Genomic DNA, 14364 nt, shown 5'->3' on the forward strand with positions numbered 1-14364 from the left:
GGATGCTGTTGAACCTCGGTTTTCGGGGGTTTCCGCAGGTCTACGTGGTGCGCTTCCCTGCCTCCCCGGCGGGTTGTTGCCGCAGATCAGTGCGGGGGAGGCAGGGCGGGGGAGGCGGTCGGGGAGAACTCCCCGCCTCCCCGGCCCCTCCCCGTCACTCTGCGTCGAACTCGGCGGCATCCGGCTCGCCGTCCTCGGTGCGGTCGGTGAGGGCTTCGCGGACGCGGTCGCGGTCCACGACCATCTGCCCGTGCGACTTGCGGACCGCGCCGTACGGGTCCAGGAGCCGCTTGAGGTCGGTGAAGGTCCAGCCGCGGTACTCGCGCGGGTTGTGCGTGATGAGCAGGCGGAGGACTTCCTGCGTCCGTACCCGTGCCTCGGTGCCCAGCACGGTGTGCACATCCGCGAGGTGATCGGGCTTGTCCCCGTCGGCCGGCAGGACGGTGGGAGCGGCGGGGGTGATGCCTTCGCGCAGCGCCACCGCCCTGGCCACCACCGGCGACACCTGGTCGGCTTCGGCGTCCTTGCGGACGTAGTACGCCCTCACCAGCTCGAACGCGTTCTTGGTGAACCCCACGGTCAGGGCGGTGCCGATGTTCTCCGCGGGGTTGAGCGTCGTGGCGGTGATCCCTGCCCGGTGCTTGCCCGTGCCGAGCAAACCGTCGTTGGCGACGTGGTCGCCGACCGCGAACGCCACCCGGTGACTGGTGTTGCGGGTCACGTCCTTCGGGATGCTGGACGCGGTCGGGGAGACGGTGACGAACACCAGGGTGATGCCGACCTTCCGTGCTTTCTTCAGCACCTTGATGGCCAGCTCAGCCGCCTCCGGGCCGTACTCCTTGTGCTCGAACAGCTCATGGCACTCATCGAAGACCACGACGCGGGGGCGCATGCGGGGGTCGCGTTCGGCCAGGTCACGGGTCAGCTTGACGCTGTCCCCGCCGAGTTCGGCCAGCAGCTTGCCGCGTTCGGTGACCTCATCCCGCAGGTCCCGAAGCGCTTCGAGGGCGTCCCTGACCTGCTCATCGTCGTCGCCCTTGACCAGGGTGCGGAGCCGTTCGCGCATCGGGTCGTAATCGACGTTGTAGGCCATGACGTACACGTCGATTTCCACCAGCGGGTCGAGCATCGCCCCGAGCAGCAGGCTCACGACCAGCGACGACTTACCCGAGCCCATGATGCCGCCGACCATGTAGTTGCTGGCCATGAGCTTGCCGGTGACCGGCTCCCCGCGCTGCGAGACACCGACCGGCACGCCCTTGAAGTAGTCCGCGGTGCCGTCGCTGAGCAGGGGCCAGGGCGGAACCGTCCCGGACAGCGACCCTTGGTCGGCCACCCACAGGTCCAGGGTGCCGGGGGCGGTGGCCGGTTCGGTCGGCCAGACCTCCACGGGCAGGCGCAGCAGGTTGTGGGCGAGCACGTCCTTGTGCTTGTTGATCATTTCGACGGTGACGCCCATCGGGAGCTGCACCTGCGAGTGCCAGCCCTTGCCGAGCCGGGTGGTGGGCTGCACCCATCGCGGCTGCCAACCGGCTTTGAACGCCTGGTTCATCGGGCCGATGCCCAGGTGCCGCAGCGCGTCCAGGATCGCACCCTCATCCGGGACCACGTCCCGCTGCTCCTGCTCCGAGACCGGCAGCGCCCACTGCGGCGCCGCCTGCCCCCGGCGCCCCGTCTCCCACAACCCGAGGAACGCCAGCCACGGGGCAAGGAACAGCGCCGGACCCCACACGACGGACACAATGAGCACGGCCCAGCGGATCATCTGCACGGTGAACATCACCGGGCCGATGACCATCAGCGGATCGTGCTCCGCGATAGCCAGGACGGTACCGAGCGCGAGCAGACCGCCCACACCTCCGGCAGCGCCGAACGCGGCGGACTTCACCAGCCGGGGCCCGGAGGTGAGCAGGTCCATACGGCGCTGGTGACGCTGCTGCCGGAACAGCGCCGCGCGCTGCTCCCACTCCATCGCCACCTCATGCTGCCCCGCGGCCTCCGCGCTGCGCATCATGCGTTCGTGCCGCGCCACGGTGCGCCCGTCCCACGTGCGCTTGACGATGATGCGGGTGCCGCCCGCGACGTAGGCGGTGTGCCGCACGGCGAGGCGCGCGGTCGTCCTGGTGCGTTCATGGGTGATGACGTGCTGCGTCACACCCGCGGCACGCCGCAGGCGCACCGCGTGACGCGCCCCGGCACGGCCCGCGGCGGTCTTGCCCCTGCCGGGGATGTCGGAGGGGATGACGGCCCCTTCGAGCGCTTCGCGCGGGTCGGGCACGGCGTCCTCGGGCGCGGCGGTCGCCGTGTCGTGCTTGGTGAGGTCGGGTATCGGGGTGCGGGCGCGGGCCCGCCGCTCGTCAAGGTCGATGATCTCGGTCATGCTGGTGGTTCCTCCGTTTCTGCACGGGAGCGGTAGGGGCCCGGACCGGCCGGTGTCTTGGCGGATGTGCGGCCGGTCCGGGGCGGAGCTACTTGGGCCTGCGCGCGGTGGTCTTCCACTCTTCGCGTTCCTCGCGCCTGCGCGCGCCCTTGAGGATGCTGTCGATTCCCGCCTGCAAGTCGGACTGGTCTACTTCCTCACCGGCAAGGCCGCGCTTGGCCATGCGGGCGACCAGCCATGCGATTCTGGCGGCTTCCGCGCCGGTCAGCGGGGGGTCGTCGGGGTGGGTGCGGATCATGGTTGCCCCTATTCGGAGTGACGGATTCTCCTGATGGAACGTCAGTTTGGTGCGCCTGTATGCACGCCTGTACTCTCCGCGATCAAGAGAGTCGATCATGGATGCAAGGGCGTGGCTGAGTGATAGGCATGAAGACGGCGGCGGTCAGTCTGGCCGCGGCGGCGGTGGTTCTCGGACCGGTTGGCGCAGCGAGCGCGATATGCATCCCCTCTGGGGTGAAACCGGCTGCTCCGGTGGCCATCATGGCCGTGGCGCCCGCACTGTCGGCGCCTGCGCCGGTCACGGGCCCTGCGGTCGCGGTGAAGGCGGTGTGCATGCCCATGGAGGCCACCGACCCCGCCGCGCCGCGGCGGGCTACCGCCGCCTGATGTCGCGGTAGATGCCGTAGACGACCAGGGCCACGAGCGCGATGCACGCGGAGGCAATCGCGAGAGCGACCGCGGCGAACGCGACGGTAATCATGAGCATGGAGCCGCCCGCGGCGATGGCGAGCCACTTGCCCGCGGTGCCGGTCTGCTGCACCGCGACGGGGACCGGGGGCGGAACGGGCTGCTGCTGGGACCGGACGGTCTGAGCGGTCTGGATCGCGGCGAGGATCATCGCGAACTGCTCGCCCTGGCGGGCGGCCTCGACCGCGTCGGCGGTGGCTTTCGGCAGGTCGGACATGGGAGAGATACCTCCGGGCTGATGGCGTGCGGACAGGGGCCGGGGTCAGCCGGTGACGGACTCGGTGGTGCAGCGTTTCCATGCCGCGCGCAGCCGCATCTCCGCGGCGGTGTGTCCGGCGGCGCGGAAACGGCCGGCGGCCTCGCGGTAGGACGGCGGCGGGGTCTGGCCAGCCAGCAGGTCGGCCACGATCCGGTCGAGGTCGGCGTCACTCAGGGAGGGTGCGTCCAGGGCCGGGACCGGCTCGACCGGGCCCCATACCGGCAGGTCCCAGCGGGCCGTGTCGGCTGCCGTGACACGGCCGGTCACGCTGGCCAGCGCGGCGGCGGCGCTCTCGTCGGCGCGCGCCTTCTCCAGCACCGCCCACGCCTCAGACAGTGCGGCGGCGGTGGTGGCCTGGACACGGGCGACGCGGGACCCGGCGTGCGTCACGGCCAGCAGCCGGGTCTCCTCGGTGGTGGCGTCCGCGTGCAGCCGGGCCCGCGCGACCGCGGCGGCGTCGCGGGCTTCCTGCTGGATACCGCGGATCGCGGTGAGCGCGACGGGAGTGAGCGCGGTGCGCTCCCACAGCCCGTGCACCAGCCACAGGGCCTTGGCCGCAAGGGGCAGCCACGCGACGGCCAGCCACGCGCCCGCGGAGGTCTCCGCGAACACCGCGTGAGCGACCAGGACGGCGGTCGCGACGGCGCCGAAGCACCAGCCGACCGCGGTCACGCCGCGGGAGTGGTCGCCCTGCGCGGCCAATCGCCGCTCGTATGCCAAGGTGGCCAGCCAGCCGCCGTCCAGGCCGAGGCCGACGACCAGCGCGACCGGCGAGGGCATCGCCGTGCCCAGCCACATCACGACCACGGCCAACGTCAGCACCATCGACACGACCGTCATCACGACAGCGGGCAGCACGGTCAGCAACCGGCGCCAGCGGGCGACGGCCGCGGTGCGGGCGCTCATGCCGCCACCGCCCCACGGGCCGCGCTCCGGCGCGCCGGGCGGGCCGGGGTCAGGCGCAGGAGCTCCGGCATGGTGCGGCCGATCACCTCGGACGCGAGCGCGGTCGTGCGGTCGAACAGGGCGGGGTCGTCGGCGAGGATGTCCCGCGCCGCGGCCTCTCGCGCGGCCCGCTCGTCGGGCGTCTCGCCGTCCTCGCCGAGCCACAGGTCAAGCGGCGTACCGAGGGCGAGTTCGAGGAAATCGTCAGTGGTCAGGGCCCGGTGGGGGCCGATGTAGTCATGCACGGGAAGTCTCCAAGGGGAGTCGAGGGCCGGGACCGGCCGGTGTCTTGGCGGATGTGCGGCCGGTCCCAGAAACCGAGTGGGGTGGTGGTGCGAGTGCCCCCGGCCCGATTCGATCGGGCAGCATCACGCCGGGTCGGGGGCGAAGGCCACGGTCAGACCAGCGCAGTGGCCTCGGCGACCAGCCGGTCAGCGGCGCTGATAGCGGCAGTCCGGCGGGCTTCGAGGGTGGCCGGGTCAGGCGACTTGCGCAGCGCATAAGCGGCGCTCACGGCCTGGTCAGCAGCCTGAGCCAAAGACGGCGCGAGGATGACGACCTGAGTCAGCGGCGCGGTGATCGCAGACCGCGTGACATGGCTCTCGGCACGTGCCGCCGCGTAGGCGGCGGGGGTGTCACCGGCCATCCGCAGGTCCTCGCGAACCCACATCGCACGGCGGTGGTCAGCCAGCGCCGACACCAACGCGGTAACGGCGGCAAGCCGTTCGCTGCGCCGGGCTTCGGTCCGGTGTTCGGCCCGCTCGACCCGGCCAGACCGCTGTTGCAAGGCATACGCGCTCACCGACCCCAGCAGGGTTCCGAGCACGGCAATCACGCTGCTCCACATGGGATGTCTCCAAAGTCCGGGAAGGGGCAGGTCGGTCAGACGAGGGCGATCAGCAGAGCGCCGACCAGCAGGAACAGGTGATGGAACGACTGGTCGAGCGCGTAGGCGCCGGTGCCGAGCGACGGGTTGTCGTCATGGCCGGGCCGCGGCGCGCCCATGCGGTAGAAGCCGCCGGACCCGACGAGGTCCGCCAGCCACGCCAGCGTCGAACGCCGGTCGGCCCACCAGTGCGTGACCGCGTCCACGCCCAGACCGGCCACCAGACCCCACACCGACAGGTGCAGACCCAGCAGCAGACCCACAGGAACCAGGACGACCAATTTCGTCAGCGTCAGCGTCGCCACGTGCCGGGTGTCGGCTAACCGGCCGACCCATCCGGGACGGCCCTTGGCCGCCGACTGCGCGGAGGTCTGCACCCAGTGATCACCCACACTGTGGGCGACGTACAGGGAGGCGAAGACCGCGGCGAACGTACCGGCCGCGGCACTCACTTCCCGCCCCCGTTCTCGCTGCGCCGGTTGGCCTCGCCGACCTTGCGCGACAAGTCCTCGTGTTCCTTGTCGTTCAGGAAGATGATGGTGACCACAGGTTCCTCCTTGGGGTTCCTGTACAGCGGCGTCCGGGTGGCACCCCGGACGCCGCACTCGTTTTGGCTGGTCGGTTCGAGCAGCCACGGACCAGCGCCGCCGCAAGACGGCGACGCCGGACCGTGCGCGCTCGACACGCACCCGTGACGCCAGCCGCTATCCGGCCGTCTCGGCATCACGCGATGACGCGGAGGGCCCGCCCGTCCGGCTGGTCAAAGCCGGACGGGGCCCTTGGTACTTCGCTGGAACATGTGCACCTCGCAGTACGACGAACAGTGCTTGACGTGCTTGTTGTCTCCTTCAGGACTGCGGCTCCCGTACGAGGTAGAGCCGCCATGGCCTGTTTCAGGCAGAGACGTGACCTTTCGGTCTCGTGCCCTCCGGCTGACAAGGCGCCGGGAACCTCCCCCCGACCAACGCGGGGCCCCTGTAGCCATTGTCCGTACAATGGCTACAGTCAGGATGTTGGCAGTCGAGTGCGGGGGTGTCAAGCCCATTGGCCACATTGACTGGACAATGGCGACAACCTGCGGCTTTGATGGAGGCGTGACCGTGAATCGACTTGGGCGAAGCCCCATGTACCACCAGATTGCGGATGCTCTCCGCGCGCAGATCGACGCGGGCGAGCTGGAACCGGGAGCCAAACTTCCGACCGAGGCAGAGCTTCGGGCGGACTATGGCGTATCGCGAGAGACCGTTCGCAAGGCGGTCGCGATCCTGGTCAATGAGGGATTGGTGGTGTCGGCACGACCGCAAGGGCACTTCGTACGGCGGCGCCAGCCGATGGTGTTCCGGCCGCAAGCGGAGTTCCGGGAGCGTCCGTACACACCGGAGATGGACGCGTTCGTGACGGAGTACTCCGCTGAGGGGCGGGAGCCGCGACAGGAAATCGAGGTAGCCATCGTTGAGCCGCCCGCCGACGTGGCCAAGCGGCTCCAACTCGCCCCTGGGGAGCTGGTCGCGGTACGCAAGCGGGTTCGCTACCTCGACGGGGAACCGTTCAACACGAACGACAGCTACTTTCCGCTGAGCATCGTCAGGGACTCGGAGATCATGCGACCGGAAGGCATCAGCCGGGGCGCCAACGAGGTACTCGCCGAGTTGGGGTACCGGCAGGTACGCGCCCTTGACGAGCTGTACGTGCGGATGCCAATTCCCGATGAGGTCCACCGCCTGGACCTCGGGCCCGGTACGCCGGTCGGCGTCCACATCACGACCGGACACACCGTAGACGGGCAGCCGGTACGCGTGGCGGTCACGATCCTGCCGGGAGACCGTCACGTGATCTCGTACGAGCGCCGGCGCGAGGCAATGGACGGGAAGGCGTGACGGACTTGCACATTCGTGCCGCCCGGCTGGACGAGCTCGGGCAGGTGGAAGACCTCTTGCGGGAGGCTTCCGCCTGGCTTGCAGCGCGCGGGATCGACCAATGGCAGTTCCCGCCGCACCGTGACCGCATCACCCGCGCCTTGGAGAACGGGGACGTGTTTCTCGCGGTTGTGGGCGAAAGACCCATCGCCACGTTGCAGCTAGACGCCCACGCCGATCCGGAGTTCTGGACCGCAGAGGACAGGCCGGACGATGCGCTGTATGTCCACCGCATGGCGGTCACCCGAGGTTCAGCGGGCGCGGGAGTCGGAGGCGCGCTGCTGAACTGGGCCGCTGTGCGGGCCGCGACGGCGGGCAAGAGCTGGCTACGGCTCGACGCATGGAAGGACAACCACGGTTTGCACCGCTACTACGAAGCGGAAGGCTTCACGCTGGTCCGCGTTGTCGACCTACCGCATCGCGGCTCGGGGGCCCTGTTCCAACGACCGGTTGATCGGTGTCCCTAGTCGCGGACTTTGCGGTAGGCGCGCCAGAGTGCGGCTGCAACGCCGCACTGGAACGCGGACTGTGGACAGTCGGCACACTCACGTGCATGGTCGACGTAGGCCCTGTACGCGACAAGCTCCCTGCCTTCCAGCGCGATACCGGACGCCACCGCAAGGGGCTTGGGCCCATCGCCTGTGTCCAGCCAGTCCCCGCCGGTACGCTCGGCCATGTCGACTCCTCGCAGTCGGCCATTCCCCCGGACCGGTTGCACGGTTGCGGGGGTTTTCCCTGCTCAGACAATACCGCTACATGCCGCCCCATGGTGCACCATACGGCTACCTGCGGATGCCGGGTGCGAGATGCCGCCATAGGTTCCGACCATGAGCGGAGATCTCCCGCAGTACGTGTACGTGCAGGTGGCCGACCAGGTGGAAGCTGAGATCAGGTCCGGCGATCTACCGGTCGGTGCTCGCCTGCCGAACGAGCGGGACATGGGGGCGCAGTACGGCGTAGCGCCCGGAACCGCACGCCGTGCCGTCGCGGAACTGCGCGAACGGGGCCTGGTCATGACGTTGCCCAACAAGGGCACGTTCGTGGTGGCTCCGCGCGGCTGAGCCGAGGGGTTCCAAATCCTTGGGGGCGCGGCGCAGGGCCCAGCTTGTGAGGGCGCGGCCAACCTCCGGCCAACGAAGACGCTTTCGGCGATGCTGAGCCGCGTGTGTGCAGCTCAGCAAGGGTATTGCCGCGCGAACAGGGGTCCACTTGAAAACCGTCGTGGCAGCGATGTCACCGTGGGTTCAAATCCCACAGCCTCCGCGGTAACAGCAGTACAAGCAGGTCAGAGCGGGTGCCCCAGCGTTCGGGGCACCCGCTCTGTCGTTGGCTGTCTCACTCTCGGTCGCTCATATCCCGGCGTCGGTCGGTGCGTGCGGGCCATGCGCGGGCCAGATCCGGCGGTTACGTTCCGTTGTCCTGCTTGGCGTTCGCGCCGGTCAGAGCACGTGCGATGAGAGCGTTGTTCTCGTCCTGGCGATTCTTGATGACCTTGGCGTAGAAGCGGAACAGCACGGCCACACTGTGGCCCGCCCTCCTGGCCGCCTCCACCGGATCGACACCGGATCGGATCACGAGCGACAGCCCTGCTTGCCGAAGCGAGTACGGCACCTCGGCGAGCGGCGTCTCGACTTCCTCGGCCGGCAGTACCGTCTCACGTGCCGCTTGCCACAGTTCGGCATACTCAGTGGAGCGCACGCGCCCGCCGTTGACCGCTCGGAACAGCCGACCGTCGGGCGCGGTGCCGTACTTCTTGAGGTGCTCGCGCAGCATGCGGACGAACACCGGCGGGATGGGAACAGAGCGGGTGGTCTTCCGCGCTCGCCTCTTGAGCCCCCGCTTCTCGTACGACAATCCATCGTTGGTCCACCCCGCACCGACCTCGGGACGGCTCTCGGACAGCAACAGCTCACCCCACGCGTCCGGTTCGTCCTCCTCCGGCAGAACGAGGGCATCCTCGGCCAGAGCCGCCGCTTCGGACGGGCGCGTATAGGCGTAGTACATGCAGCCGAAAAAGGCTTCGAGGTGCTCGCCGCGTGGCCCTTGTGCGGCCACGCCACCGATGAGGGCGGCTGCGAGCTGAGGGTCCGGCACGTACCGGAAGTCGATTTCGTCGTCCGTCTGCGGCGGGCTCCAGTCGACCCGCGTCAACGGATTCACATCGAGTACGTCACGCTCCACGGCGTACCGAAGCGCGTTGTTGAACACCGTGTACTTGCGGCGGGTGGTGTTTTCCGCCGCGGTGGCCCCGTCCAACCTGTGCGACAGGGCGAACAACGCTGTGCGCAAGGCGTCCGAGTTCTTGAGATCCGCGACCTTCATGGAACGCTTGGCCATCCACGCGAGAGCTTCCGCGATGTCGGGCGGCAGTTCGGCGATGTCCTTCCGGGCCACCGGCCGGCCGTTGTCGTCGCGAACCGCCTTGCCGGTCGCGTCCTTTCCTGCTTGGAAGGCGTACGACTGGAGCGCTCGCCGGAGCACTGCAGCCTCCGGCCGCTTGTCCCTCCCTTCGGTAATCAGCACCGGTGTTACGGTGGCCAGGGCTTCGGCAATGCTCGCGCGGTGTTTGGCGGCAGCGGTCGGCCACTTCATCAGGGCGTACGCGCACGCGTGCTCGTACCAGGTCGGCGACTTGAGTTCTTCCAACTCGGACGTGGGCAGACCGGTGTCGACGTCGAACTGCTCGCGCCGCCGAAGGGCTTCGAGTAACTGGGACTGTCGGCCCTCGGCCTGCGTCTTGAGCCGGAAGCTTTGCGAGTGCGGGCGATCCCCAACGCGCCAGCGCAGTTCGAACGGCTTCCGCCGATTCTTGCGCTGGCGGATCGCCCAGAATTCCACCTCGTAGGTGAGGCTCATCGGGTTCTCCAAGCCGGAGCCGCCCCAGCCATCAACGCCGGGGCGGCTCCGTGGGGGTGGTCAGTCGGCGGACTGCTCGCAGGCACTCAGCCAGGAGTCGAGGTCGTGACGGCGCACGCGGAGCTGGCCGTTCGGCAACTTGATGCACTTCGGCGCCTTGCCATGCGCCCGCATGCGGTAGAAGGCGGACCGGGACATGCCGATCTCGTCCAGGACTTCGGGGAGTTTGAGGCTCGGGTGCCGCGTCGGCGGACGCGGGCGGCCCGGCGCGCGGCTGCCGCGCTGCGAGGGCGACGAGTTGTGGGGCATGCTGGGGGCTCCTCCTGTGTCGTGTTCGGGATGGGAGGGCCGGGGCAGCGGGTGTTCTTGGCGGATTGGCCGCTGCCCCGGGCGGAGTCAGGTGTCGGTGGGGTCGTCGGTCGGCGTGGCCGGGGCGACCTTGACGCTGGCGATCAGGGAGACGGTGCCTTCGGGGTCGCCCTCGAAGAAGGTCTCCATCCACTCCCAGGCGGTGTCGGCGGTGAGCGGTGCGTAGCCGAGGGCACGCAGAGCGGCGGTACGGGCGCTGACGGTGGGGACACCGTCGCCGACCGGGAACGGGACGTGCGCCCAGCGGGATTCGTCGGGCTCGGCGACGAAGACCTCCCAGGCGGCGCCGTCCCAGGAGTGGATCATGTGGGCGTTCAGGGGGCGGGTGTAGGCCACGGTCAACCCGCCTGGAGGAAGCCGTGGGCGTCCGCGAAGCGGATGAGGTGCTGGAGGGTGCGCCCGGCGCGCTCGCCGTAGGCGTACGCCAGGTCGGCGACGGTGGTGGAGAACTCTGCTTCCCCGTGGGCTTCGGCGGCGTTCTGCGCCTGCTCGCTCTCGATGAGCAGGGCGCGGAGGTCGGCGAGTTCGTGGCCTCCGGCGTCGCTGGTGACGGACTGGCTGACGTCGGGGATGCCGTCCGCGGTCACGGTGTAGTTGCCGTGGCGGTCGCGGGGGAGTTCGACGTGTCGGGGGCGCTCGCTGCGCAGGACGGCGGCGACGGCCACGGCGGTGCCGTACGCGTAGCCGAGCGCGGCGTTCTCGTACAACTCCTTCGTCTGGTGCTCAAGAACCATGTAGAGGTCGCTGAGCTGCCAGAGCGCTTCGTCGTGCGGGCGGACGGGTTCGGCGTCGGGGACGGTGAGGACACCGACGACGGGGACGATACGGGCGGGGTCGGCGGTCCACGCGGCGTGGCGGGCGTGGCTGTGGGCGGTGCGCAGTTCACGGGCGGCTGCGCCGAGGGCGTACACGCTGTCGGTCAGGCTGAGGTGCCAGTCCGGGGCGATGTCGGGCATGGGGTTCCTCCGTTGGGCGGGCCGGGCGGGCTGTCCGGTCCTCCGCGCGTGCCCAACCCCCTTCTATGGACGAGGGGTTGGGCACGCACAGGGGATCGTCAGGCCTTCAGGCGAGGTGCGGGAGGACGGGGGCGCCGACGGAGGCGGCCTGGAGGACCGTGCGCAGGTCGCCGCCGACGGCCGCGAGCCGCTGCTCGATGGCCTGCCAGGACTCGGGGTCGATGGCCATCAAACCGGCGACGGCGGTGGGGCCCTGGCCGAGTTCGAGGGCGGTGAGGACGTCGCGGAGTTCGCTGATGGCCATCAGGGAGATGCGCGGCTGGGATGCCGCGAGTGCGGGCGTGCACATGAAGTTGCCTCCTTACGAGGACACTTGACGGCTACTTGCCGGAGCTGGGGATCGCGTCCCTGAGCGCGGACATGATCTGGTCGATCGAGGGCGCGGCGTTGCTGCGTGCGAGGTAGAAGCCGAAGAGCAGGGCGACGGCGGCGGCCCCGGCGCCGACCGCGCGGTAGCGCATGAGCAGGGCCAGCAGGACGCCGAACAGCGCGAGGGCGGAAATGCTGAAGGCCATCAGCGGACCCCCTCGCGGTGCAGCCGGGTGGCTACGTTGTAGAGGTGACGTCCCACGCGGATCCGTTGGCCGTATCCACGGCAGCGTCGGCACTCCCGGCCGCGCACGATCCGGCCGCGCCGGTTCTGCTTGACCTTGAAGCCGAAGCCGTGGCACTTGCGGCAACTGCCGAGCGGACTCGCGGCGCACAATGCGGCGTAACAGAGACCCGCGATGACGATGAGCGCTATAGCGCTGACGAGCGAAGGCATGCGAAACCCTTCCAGGGCGGAATCAGGGCATGCGTGAAGTGGGTCGCTAGCGGCTAGACGCCAGGTCAGAGGACCATTGGGGCGCTAGCGAGGGTGCTAGACCTAGCGGGGTGTGGTGCTAGCCGGAGTCGCTAAGCGGCGGCGCTGTCGCCGTCACGCTGCGCTATGGCGGCGAGCACGTCGGCGCGCCGAACCCCACGCCGATTCGCGCCCTTGCCGTCCTCCGTCGTGCCCCACACCTGCACGGTGCGGATGCCGTACGGCTTTACGGCGGAGGCCAGTTGCTCAGGGCTCCACTCGCCGTAGACGTCGGGCCGGAGTTCGGCGAGGCGGGCGATGATGTCCTCGCTCCAGGTCTTTGACGTCCCGGCCGGGATGGCGGTGAGCAGATCGGCGAGAAGGTCGTACGAGGGGGAAGCTCCGCCCTCGGGTTCCTCGCCGAGGGCGTGCCCGGTGAGGCGACCCGCTGCCTTGCGCAGCTCGTACAGGCGCAGCGCGAGCGCGTCAGCCGTGGGCGCGTCGAGATAGACGGAGCGCACGATCCGTGCGTCCGAGCCCTCGCCGACGAACCACGCGATGCCCTTGTCGGCCCAGGCCAGCAGATTCGCGCGGATGCCGCGCTTGTACGAGCCAGTGCCGAGGACCATGTCGTTCTCGATCTGACCCATGACCTTCAGGCACCAACGCAGCGTGGCATTCGCTGAGATGCCGGTCGGCAGTGACTTGGAGTCGGGCCGCTGTGTGGCGAGCAGCAACGTCATCCCGAGTGCGGGGCCGCGCTTGACGAGGTCGGTGCAGTGCTCCTCGAACTCAGCGCCATACGTGGGGTGTTCGAACCACTTCTGGCACTCGTCCACGCCGATGAGGATGGGGTGCAGGCCGAGCTTCCTCATGTCCGCCAGCGTGGACGTGACCTTGGACTCGGGACAGAGATCCTTGGGCAGTTCGCGAAGGACCTTCGCCCGTCGCCTCAACTCGGCGCGCAGCTCGCGGAGATCGGCGAGGGCGTAGGCGATGTCCTCGTCCTCCTCGCCCGCCCGGTAGCGGTGGGCGACGCGGCCGACCGTCGACAGGTCGCCCGTCCCCTTGAGGTCGTACGCGTGGATCTCCGCGCGCAGGTCCATGCACGCGATCAGGAGCAAGAGCCGTAGTAGGAAGGTCTTGCCCATCCTGGGCACGGCGCCGACGATCCCGGAGACGTACATCAACGACGTCAGCACCCACCGCCCGCGCTGATCGGTAGCGAACGGCTGCGCTTTGAAGAGGTCGAGCGGTTTGACGTCCAGGAGCGGCCACTTCGGTTGCCTCGTCTGCGACATGTCCTGATCGCCGACCCACAGCCGCAACCGCCCGGTGTGCTCGTCCGGCACCGCCTCCGGCCATACGCAGCCGAGCGGACGCCGCAGTCCGGACGCCAGCCGTTCGCGGCGGTCGATCACGTCCGTGACGGTGACGCCGTACGGGAGGTCGCCCTCGGCGAGCCAGCCGGGGCCGTCGCGGGTGATGGGCGCGGTGAAGGCGAAACCGGGACCGCCCTTGGCCTGAGCCTGGTTGATCGCGGGGATGCCGAGCGCTCCGAGGGCCCGCAGCACGATGTCACTCGTCAGCTTCGTGGCCTTGGGAATCTCCACAGCCCTGTGGATAACCGGATCATCTGCCGGTTGGCCGAGCCGTCCCAGAGCCGCGGTGGCCACCACACCTGATATCGCGACCAGCCAGCCCGGCGCCAGGACGTACGACCCGAGGGCGACGACCGGCCCGACGACCGAGACGACGATGCCGACAACCGCACGCCACCGCACTCGCCGGTCACGCTGCCGCGAGAGCTTCAGGTACTCCTCGATGTCACCGCGGGTGGCGGCTGCTTGCCGCAACGGCTCGCCCTCGGCGTCGACCAGCCACCGCAGCGAGCCACCGACGAAGCGGGAAACTCCGCGCGGTGCCCGGAGCGTAAGTCGCCATGCATACCAGGGCGTTCGTACCGCGTGATACGCGCTTACGTGCCCGGCGTACGCGGCAACGCCCTTGCCCGCAGCCTCGAACTCCCGGCGCGACCGCGCCCACGCCGGCACAACCGGCCGTCGCTTGGCGCCCCGTACGCGATCGACCAGCCCCGGTCCGCTCGGACCGCGCGGCGCGTCGACCGTGACCACCGGGGCGGACGCTAACGGCGCCCCTCCCGGGTCCTGCTTGTCGTGATTCACTGGCGATTCCTTTCCTGCTG

The 14364-nt window shown here is 69.5% G+C and carries 18 protein-coding genes and 1 pseudogene; 3 read left to right on the top strand and 16 right to left on the bottom strand.

Annotation, left to right across the window (positions count from 1 at the left end):
* Window positions 1-154: 154 nt before the first annotated feature.
* From ACIQCJ_RS00860 to ACIQCJ_RS00890, 7 genes are all read right to left on the bottom strand, one after another.
* Window positions 155-2380 (bottom strand): FtsK/SpoIIIE domain-containing protein, encoded by a 2226-nt coding sequence (locus tag ACIQCJ_RS00860; protein ID WP_402710289.1) that lies wholly within the window; start codon window positions 2378-2380, stop codon window positions 155-157.
* 88 nt (window positions 2381-2468) lie between these two features.
* Window positions 2469-2678 carry a DUF6257 family protein gene (locus ACIQCJ_RS00865; protein WP_402710290.1) on the bottom strand — a complete coding sequence of 70 codons (210 nt, stop codon included), beginning with the start codon at window positions 2676-2678 and terminating at the stop codon, window positions 2469-2471.
* 354 nt (window positions 2679-3032) lie between these two features.
* Window positions 3033-3344 carry a hypothetical protein gene (locus ACIQCJ_RS00870; protein WP_402710291.1) on the bottom strand — a complete coding sequence of 104 codons (312 nt, stop codon included), beginning with the start codon at window positions 3342-3344 and terminating at the stop codon, window positions 3033-3035.
* A 45-nt stretch (window positions 3345-3389) separates the two neighbouring features.
* On the bottom strand, window positions 3390-4292 hold the full coding sequence (locus ACIQCJ_RS00875) for a protein spdB (RefSeq protein WP_402710292.1): 903 nt from the start codon (window positions 4290-4292) through the stop codon (window positions 3390-3392).
* Window positions 4289-4576: a hypothetical protein gene (locus ACIQCJ_RS00880; protein ID WP_391042837.1), complete on the bottom strand. Its 288-nt coding sequence runs from the start codon at window positions 4574-4576 to the stop codon at window positions 4289-4291. Before ACIQCJ_RS00880 ends, ACIQCJ_RS00875 begins: the two co-directional genes overlap by 4 nt.
* Window positions 4577-4728: 152 nt before the next feature.
* Window positions 4729-5178 carry a protein kilB gene (locus ACIQCJ_RS00885; protein WP_401309170.1) on the bottom strand — a complete coding sequence of 150 codons (450 nt, stop codon included), beginning with the start codon at window positions 5176-5178 and terminating at the stop codon, window positions 4729-4731.
* A gap of 35 nt (window positions 5179-5213) precedes the next feature.
* Window positions 5214-5669, bottom strand: coding sequence for a transcriptional regulator (locus ACIQCJ_RS00890; RefSeq protein WP_391042842.1), 456 nt, complete (start codon window positions 5667-5669; stop codon window positions 5214-5216).
* 672 nt (window positions 5670-6341) lie between these two features.
* On the opposite strand from ACIQCJ_RS00890, the gene ACIQCJ_RS00895 reads away from it, so the two are divergent.
* Complete coding sequence (locus tag ACIQCJ_RS00895) at window positions 6342-7094, top strand: GntR family transcriptional regulator (protein WP_401309175.1); 753 nt, start codon at window positions 6342-6344, stop codon at window positions 7092-7094.
* Window positions 7091-7600 (top strand): GNAT family N-acetyltransferase, encoded by a 510-nt coding sequence (locus tag ACIQCJ_RS00900; protein WP_401309178.1) that lies wholly within the window; start codon window positions 7091-7093, stop codon window positions 7598-7600. Before ACIQCJ_RS00895 ends, ACIQCJ_RS00900 begins: the two co-directional genes overlap by 4 nt.
* On the opposite strand, the gene ACIQCJ_RS00905 is transcribed toward ACIQCJ_RS00900, so the two are convergent.
* Window positions 7597-7809 (bottom strand): hypothetical protein, encoded by a 213-nt coding sequence (locus ACIQCJ_RS00905; protein ID WP_402710293.1) that lies wholly within the window; start codon window positions 7807-7809, stop codon window positions 7597-7599. The genes ACIQCJ_RS00900 and ACIQCJ_RS00905 overlap by 4 nt on opposite strands.
* Window positions 7810-7960: 151 nt before the next feature.
* Between ACIQCJ_RS00905 and ACIQCJ_RS00910 the strand changes: the two genes are divergently transcribed.
* A complete protein-coding gene (locus tag ACIQCJ_RS00910) occupies window positions 7961-8194 on the top strand; it encodes a GntR family transcriptional regulator (RefSeq protein WP_402710294.1) in 234 nt (77 codons plus the stop codon).
* Window positions 8195-8537: 343 nt separating this feature from the next.
* On the opposite strand, the gene ACIQCJ_RS00915 is transcribed toward ACIQCJ_RS00910, so the two are convergent.
* The 8 genes and pseudogenes from ACIQCJ_RS00915 to ACIQCJ_RS00950 all read right to left on the bottom strand — a co-directional run bounded on the left by ACIQCJ_RS00915 (window position 8538) and on the right by ACIQCJ_RS00950 (window position 14344).
* Entirely contained in the window at window positions 8538-9989 is a 1452-nt protein-coding gene (locus tag ACIQCJ_RS00915; RefSeq protein ID WP_402710295.1) for a site-specific integrase, read from the bottom strand.
* A gap of 60 nt (window positions 9990-10049) precedes the next feature.
* A pseudogene (locus tag ACIQCJ_RS00920) lies at window positions 10050-10220 on the bottom strand (helix-turn-helix transcriptional regulator); the annotation flags it as partial.
* Window positions 10221-10385: 165 nt separating this feature from the next.
* On the bottom strand, window positions 10386-10694 hold the full coding sequence (locus ACIQCJ_RS00925) for a DUF6303 family protein (protein WP_355336585.1): 309 nt from the start codon (window positions 10692-10694) through the stop codon (window positions 10386-10388).
* 2 nt (window positions 10695-10696) lie between these two features.
* A complete protein-coding gene (locus ACIQCJ_RS00930) occupies window positions 10697-11314 on the bottom strand; it encodes a hypothetical protein (RefSeq protein ID WP_402710296.1) in 618 nt (205 codons plus the stop codon).
* A gap of 106 nt (window positions 11315-11420) precedes the next feature.
* On the bottom strand, window positions 11421-11663 hold the full coding sequence (locus tag ACIQCJ_RS00935; RefSeq protein WP_391042138.1) for a hypothetical protein: 243 nt from the start codon (window positions 11661-11663) through the stop codon (window positions 11421-11423).
* Window positions 11664-11694: 31 nt separating this feature from the next.
* The gene (locus ACIQCJ_RS00940) at window positions 11695-11889 is read right to left on the bottom strand and encodes a hypothetical protein (RefSeq protein WP_391158933.1); all 195 of its coding nucleotides are present in this window, start codon (window positions 11887-11889) and stop codon (window positions 11695-11697) included.
* Window positions 11889-12140 (bottom strand): hypothetical protein, encoded by a 252-nt coding sequence (locus ACIQCJ_RS00945; RefSeq protein ID WP_402710297.1) that lies wholly within the window; start codon window positions 12138-12140, stop codon window positions 11889-11891. The genes ACIQCJ_RS00940 and ACIQCJ_RS00945 overlap by 1 nt, the downstream gene beginning before the upstream one ends.
* A gap of 131 nt (window positions 12141-12271) precedes the next feature.
* Entirely contained in the window at window positions 12272-14344 is a 2073-nt protein-coding gene (locus tag ACIQCJ_RS00950; protein ID WP_402710298.1) for a cell division protein FtsK, read from the bottom strand.
* Window positions 14345-14364: the final 20 nt, after the last annotated feature.

It is taken from the genome of Streptomyces sp. NPDC093221, assembly GCF_044753885.1.
Classification (GTDB): domain Bacteria; phylum Actinomycetota; class Actinomycetes; order Streptomycetales; family Streptomycetaceae; genus Actinacidiphila.

Bases quoted from the DNA above. Each gene is read 5' to 3' on its own strand.
- ACIQCJ_RS00885 (WP_401309170.1), bottom strand. From the start codon at position 5,178: ATGTGGAGCAGCGTGATTGCCGTGCTCGGAACCCTGCTGGGGTCGGTG.
- ACIQCJ_RS00865 (WP_402710290.1), bottom strand. From the start codon at position 2,678: ATGATCCGCACCCACCCCGACGACCCCCCGCTGACCGGCGCGGAAGCC.
- ACIQCJ_RS00870 (WP_402710291.1), bottom strand. From the start codon at position 3,344: ATGTCCGACCTGCCGAAAGCCACCGCCGACGCGGTCGAGGCCGCCCGC.
- ACIQCJ_RS00875 (WP_402710292.1), bottom strand. From the start codon at position 4,292: ATGAGCGCCCGCACCGCGGCCGTCGCCCGCTGGCGCCGGTTGCTGACC.
- ACIQCJ_RS00895 (WP_401309175.1), top strand. From the start codon at position 6,342: ATGTACCACCAGATTGCGGATGCTCTCCGCGCGCAGATCGACGCGGGC.
- ACIQCJ_RS00910 (WP_402710294.1), top strand. From the start codon at position 7,961: ATGAGCGGAGATCTCCCGCAGTACGTGTACGTGCAGGTGGCCGACCAG.
- ACIQCJ_RS00935 (WP_391042138.1), bottom strand. From the start codon at position 11,663: ATGTGCACGCCCGCACTCGCGGCATCCCAGCCGCGCATCTCCCTGATG.
- ACIQCJ_RS00905 (WP_402710293.1), bottom strand. From the start codon at position 7,809: ATGGCCGAGCGTACCGGCGGGGACTGGCTGGACACAGGCGATGGGCCC.
- ACIQCJ_RS00860 (WP_402710289.1), bottom strand. From the start codon at position 2,380: ATGACCGAGATCATCGACCTTGACGAGCGGCGGGCCCGCGCCCGCACC.
- ACIQCJ_RS00940 (WP_391158933.1), bottom strand. From the start codon at position 11,889: ATGGCCTTCAGCATTTCCGCCCTCGCGCTGTTCGGCGTCCTGCTGGCC.
- ACIQCJ_RS00945 (WP_402710297.1), bottom strand. From the start codon at position 12,140: ATGCCTTCGCTCGTCAGCGCTATAGCGCTCATCGTCATCGCGGGTCTC.
- ACIQCJ_RS00915 (WP_402710295.1), bottom strand. From the start codon at position 9,989: ATGAGCCTCACCTACGAGGTGGAATTCTGGGCGATCCGCCAGCGCAAG.
- ACIQCJ_RS00930 (WP_402710296.1), bottom strand. From the start codon at position 11,314: ATGCCCGACATCGCCCCGGACTGGCACCTCAGCCTGACCGACAGCGTG.